Source organism: Neobittarella massiliensis (ex Bilen et al. 2018), assembly GCF_900289145.1.
GTDB classification, from domain to species: domain Bacteria; phylum Bacillota; class Clostridia; order Oscillospirales; family Ruminococcaceae; genus Neobittarella; species Neobittarella massiliensis.
This window is the reverse complement of sequence record NZ_OKQO01000019.1, coordinates 1-5,219: the sequence shown is the minus strand read 5'-3', so window position 1 is coordinate 5,219 and position 5,219 is coordinate 1. Positions and strand designations below refer to the sequence as shown.

4 tRNA genes and 2 rRNA genes are annotated in these 5,219 nt (G+C 52.2%); all 6 read left to right on the top strand.

Annotated elements, in window-relative coordinates:
- The first annotated feature begins 92 nt into the window (after positions 1 to 92).
- Positions 93 to 1,619: ribosomal RNA gene (locus C6Y32_RS14995) — 16S ribosomal RNA — on the top strand.
- A gap of 100 nt (positions 1,620 to 1,719) precedes the next feature.
- Positions 1,720 to 1,795, top strand: a tRNA-Ala gene (locus C6Y32_RS14990).
- A 43-nt stretch (positions 1,796 to 1,838) separates the two neighbouring features.
- Positions 1,839 to 1,915: transfer RNA gene (locus tag C6Y32_RS14985), tRNA-Ile, on the top strand.
- A 161-nt stretch (positions 1,916 to 2,076) separates the two neighbouring features.
- Positions 2,077 to 4,915 (top strand): 23S ribosomal RNA (locus tag C6Y32_RS14980).
- Together the 16S and 23S rRNA genes with 4 tRNA genes alongside form the textbook arrangement of a ribosomal RNA operon.
- A gap of 109 nt (positions 4,916 to 5,024) precedes the next feature.
- Positions 5,025 to 5,100, top strand: a tRNA-Lys gene (locus C6Y32_RS14975).
- A 3-nt stretch (positions 5,101 to 5,103) separates the two neighbouring features.
- Positions 5,104 to 5,178, top strand: a tRNA-Glu gene (locus tag C6Y32_RS14970).
- The last annotated feature ends 41 nt before the right edge of the window (positions 5,179 to 5,219 follow it).

Below are 5,219 nucleotides of genomic sequence, written 5' to 3'. Positions count from 1 at the left end.
TTTCTAGATAAAGAAATCATTCAAGTAATTTTAAACGTTAGAGTTTGAAATGAGCTAGATTTGGACAGGCGTGAGTCTGTTTAGATACAACTATGATAAAGAGTTTGATCCTGGCTCAGGACGAACGCTGGCGGCGCGCTTAACACATGCAAGTCGAACGGACACATCCGACGGAATAGCTTGCTAGGAAGATGGATGTTGTTAGTGGCGGACGGGTGAGTAACACGTGAGCAACCTACCTCAGAGTGGGGGACAACAGTTGGAAACGACTGCTAATACCGCATAAGATGGCAGGGTCGCATGGCCTGGTCATAAAAGGAGCAATTCGCTCTGAGATGGGCTCGCGTCTGATTAGCTAGTTGGTGAGGTAACGGCTCACCAAGGCAACGATCAGTAGCCGGACTGAGAGGTTGAACGGCCACATTGGGACTGAGACACGGCCCAGACTCCTACGGGAGGCAGCAGTGGGGAATATTGCACAATGGGGGAAACCCTGATGCAGCGACGCCGCGTGAGGGAAGACGGTTTTCGGATTGTAAACCTCTGTCTTGTGGGACGATAGTGACGGTACCACAGGAGGAAGCCATGGCTAACTACGTGCCAGCAGCCGCGGTAATACGTAGATGGCGAGCGTTGTCCGGAATTACTGGGTGTAAAGGGAGTGTAGGCGGGCTGGTAAGTTGAATGTGAAACCTTCGGGCTCAACCCGGAGCGTGCGTTCAAAACTGCTGGTCTTGAGTGAAGTAGAGGCAGGCGGAATTCCCGGTGTAGCGGTGGAATGCGTAGATATCGGGAGGAACACCAGTGGCGAAGGCGGCCTGCTGGGCTTTTACTGACGCTGAGGCTCGAAAGCATGGGTAGCAAACAGGATTAGATACCCTGGTAGTCCATGCCGTAAACGATGATTACTAGGTGTGGGGGGATTGACCCCCTCCGTGCCGGAGTTAACACAATAAGTAATCCACCTGGGGAGTACGACCGCAAGGTTGAAACTCAAAGGAATTGACGGGGGCCCGCACAAGCAGTGGAGTATGTGGTTTAATTCGAAGCAACGCGAAAAACCTTACCAGGTCTTGACATCCATCGCCAGGCTAAGAGATTAGCTGTTCCCTTCGGGGACGATGAGACAGGTGGTGCATGGTTGTCGTCAGCTCGTGTCGTGAGATGTTGGGTTAAGTCCCGCAACGAGCGCAACCCTTACTATTAGTTGCTACGCAAGAGCACTCTAATGGGACTGCCGTTGACAAAACGGAGGAAGGTGGGGATGACGTCAAATCATCATGCCCCTTATGACCTGGGCTACACACGTACTACAATGGCCGTTAACAGAGAGCAGCGATACCGCGAGGTGGAGCGAATCTAGAAAAACGGTCTCAGTTCGGATTGCAGGCTGAAACTCGCCTGCATGAAGTCGGAATTGCTAGTAATCGCGGATCAGCATGCCGCGGTGAATACGTTCCCGGGCCTTGTACACACCGCCCGTCACACCATGAGAGCCGGTAACACCCGAAGTCAGTAGCCTAACCGCAAGGAGGGCGCTGCCGAAGGTGGGGCTGGTAATTGGGGTGAAGTCGTAACAAGGTAGCCGTATCGGAAGGTGCGGCTGGATCACCTCCTTTCTAAGGAAGAACTGTTCGAGCATTTAGTATTGTTTGATTTTGAAGGTCCGTGGCTTTTGTCCGAGAGGGCAGAGGTCGCGAATCTTTCCTTGTTGTAAATGGGGGTGTAGCTCAGATGGGAGAGCACCTGCCTTGCACGCAGGGGGTCAGGAGTTCGAGCCTCCTCATCTCCACCAAGAGGTGGGGGAAGAGTGGGAGAGAACCCGATTTTAATCATGAGGGCTCATAGCTCAGGTGGTTAGAGCGCACGCCTGATAAGCGTGAGGTCGGTGGTTCGAGTCCACTTGAGCCCACCAGGCCTTAAGAGGGCCAAGCAACAAGAATGTACCTTGAAAACTGAATACTGCGATATGAAAATATCAACTGCGACATCAAAGCGCGAGAGCGCTGAGAAAATAATTAAGGTAAATCGGAGAAATCTGATAGACTACAATTAAGTCGAGAACAACCGAAATAAGGTCAAGCTAAGAAGGGCGCAGGGCGAATGCCTTGGCACTGGGAGGCGAAGAAGGACGTGGTAAGCTGCGAAAAGCTACGGGGAGCCGCAAACAGGCATTGATCCGTAGATATCCGAATGGGGAAACCCACCTGGAGGCAAGTCCAGGTATCGCATAGTGAATACATAGCTATGCGAGGTCAACCGCCTGAACTGAAACATCTAAGTAGGGCGAGGAAGAGAAATCAAACGAGATTCCGAAAGTAGTGGCGAGCGAAATCGGAAGAGGCCAAACCAGAGGTAGAAATACTTCTGGGGTTGTGGACTGCATTTAAGATCGCGTAAGTCTAACTGAACGACATGGGAAGGTCGGCCAAAGAGGGTGAGAGCCCCGTAAGTGAAAGATGAGCGCGCTGAGCAGGATCCAGAGTACTGCGGGACACGAGGAATCCCGTGGGAAGCCGGGGGGACCACCCTCCAAGCCTAAATACTACCCAGTGACCGATAGCGTATAGTACTGTGAAGGAAAGGTGAAAAGAACCCCGAGAGGGGAGTGAAATAGAACCTGAAACCCTGTGCCTACAAGCACATAGAGCACGTCAAAGTGTGATATGGTACTTTTTGTAGAACGGTCCGGCGAGTGTATGTACGTAGCGAGGTTAAGGACTAGAGGTCTGGAGCCGAAGGGAAACCGAGTCTGAACAGGGCGAGTTAGTTGCGTGTATACGACCCGAAACCGGGTGACCTATCCATGTCCAGGTTGAAGTTGGGGTAAGACCCAATGGAGGACCGAACCGACCCCTGTTGAAAAAGTGGCGGATGAGGTGTGGATAGCGGAGAAATTCCAATCGAACCCGGATATAGCTGGTTCTCCCCGAAATAGCTTTAGGGCTAGCCTTATGTTAGATTATCGGAGGTAAAGCACTGAATGGGCTAGGGGCCGAGAGGTTACTGAACCCTATCAAACTAAGAATGCCGAATAATCGATGCATAGGAGTCAGACTATGGGAGATAAGTTTCATAGTCAAAAGGGAAACAGCCCAGACCCACAGCTAAGGTCCCTAAATAGATTTAAGTGGAAAAGGATGTGGGGGTGCACAGACAACCAGGATGTTGGCTTAGAAGCAGCCATACATTAAAAGAGTGCGTAATAGCTCACTGGTCGAGTGCCCCCGCGCCGAAAATGTAACGGGGCTAAAATCTATACCGAAGCTTGGGCATTGTATTTATACAATGGGTAGGGGAGCGTCGTATGCGGGGTGAAGCCATAGCGGAAGCGGTGGTGGACTGCATACGAGTGAGAATGCCGGAATGAGTAGCGAGAATTGTGTGAGAATCACAATGGCCGAAAACCTAAGGTTTCTGGAGGAAGGTTCGTCCGCTCCAGGTTAGTCGGGAGCTAAGGCGAGGCCGAAAGGCGTAGTCGATGCACACACGGTAGAGATTCCGTGACCACCGAAAGATTTAAGCAGAGTGACACTCTGAAAGGGCATGACCCGGGCGCTGGTAGACCCGGGCGTAAGGGACTGAAAATTAGTAGGGAAGCATGCTTAGACGGAGGCGAGAAAAGCTCTGAGGTATATATGAGGTGCCCGTACCGCAAACCGACACAGGTAGGTAGGAAGAGGATTCTAAGGCCAACGGGAGAAGGGTTGTTAAGGAACTCGGCAAAATGACCCCGTAACTTAGGGATAAGGGGTGCTCATGGAGACATGAGCCGCAGAGAATAGATCCAGGCGACTGTTTAGCAAAAACACAGGTCTCTGCTAAATCGAAAGATGAAGTATAGGGGCTGACACCTGCCCGGTGCTGGAAGGTTAAGGAGATGAGTGAGAGCTTTGACCCGAAGCCCCAGTGAACGGCGGCCGTAACTATAACGGTCCTAAGGTAGCGAAATTCCTTGTCAGGTAAGTTCTGACCCGCACGAATGGTGTAACGATCTGGATGCTGTCTCAACAACCCGCCCGGCGAAATTGTAGTACCGGTGAAGATGCCGGTTACCCGCGACAAGACGGAAAGACCCCATGGAGCTTTACTGCAGCCTGATATTGGATTTCGGTATTACATGTACAGGATAGGTGGGAGACTGGGAAGCATAGGCGTCAGCTTATGTGGAGTCGACCTTGGGATACCACTCTTGTAGTGCTGGAATTCTAACCTGCAGCCGTGAAACCGGCTGGGGGACAATGTCAGGTGGGCAGTTTGACTGGGGCGGTCGCCTCCTAAAAGGTATCGGAGGCGCTCAAAGGTTAGCTCAGCACGGACGGAAACCGTGCCAGAGAGTGTAAACGCAAAAGCTAGCCTAACTGCGAGACTGACAAGTCGAGCAGTAACGAAAGTTGGAGTTAGTGATCCGGCGGTATGTGAGTGGAAATGCCGTCGCTCAACGGATAAAAGCTACCCTGGGGATAACAGGCTGATCTCCCCCAAGAGTCCACATCGACGGGGAGGTTTGGCACCTCGATGTCGGCTCATCGCATCCTGGGGCTGAATTCGGTCCCAAGGGTTTGGCTGTTCGCCAATTAAAGCGGTACGCGAGCTGGGTTCAGAACGTCGTGAGACAGTTCGGTCCCTATCTGTCGTGGGCGCAGGATATTTGAGAGGAGCTGTCCCTAGTACGAGAGGACCGGGATGGACGCACCTCTGGTGCACCAGTTGTCACGCCAGTGGCACGGCTGGGCAGCTAAGTGCGGACCGGATAAACGCTGAAAGCATCTAAGCGTGAAGCCGCCCTCAAGATAAGATATCCCACTGAATAATCAGGTAAGACCCCTTGAAGACTACGAGGTAGATAGGCCGTAGGTGTAAGCATGGTGACATGTTCAGCTGGACGGTACTAATCGGTCGAGGGCTTGACCTAACGGAGTTCGAGACGAGCAGTTGGCAGGAAGATATTGCAGTATTTAGTTTTGAAGGTACATGAGGATGTACTTTGAGAGGTTAAAAAAGGCGGAGGTCGCCGAAGACATGCACCATTAGCTCAGCTGGTAGAGCAACTGACTCTTAATCAGTGGGTCCCGGGTTCGAGTCCCTGATGGTGCACCACATGGCCCGTTGGTCAAGCGGTTAAGACACCGGCCTCTCACGCCGGTAACGGGGGTTCGATTCCCCCACGGGTCACCACAACGCAGAGCGTTGTGGCTAGAAAAACCCTTTGATGAACG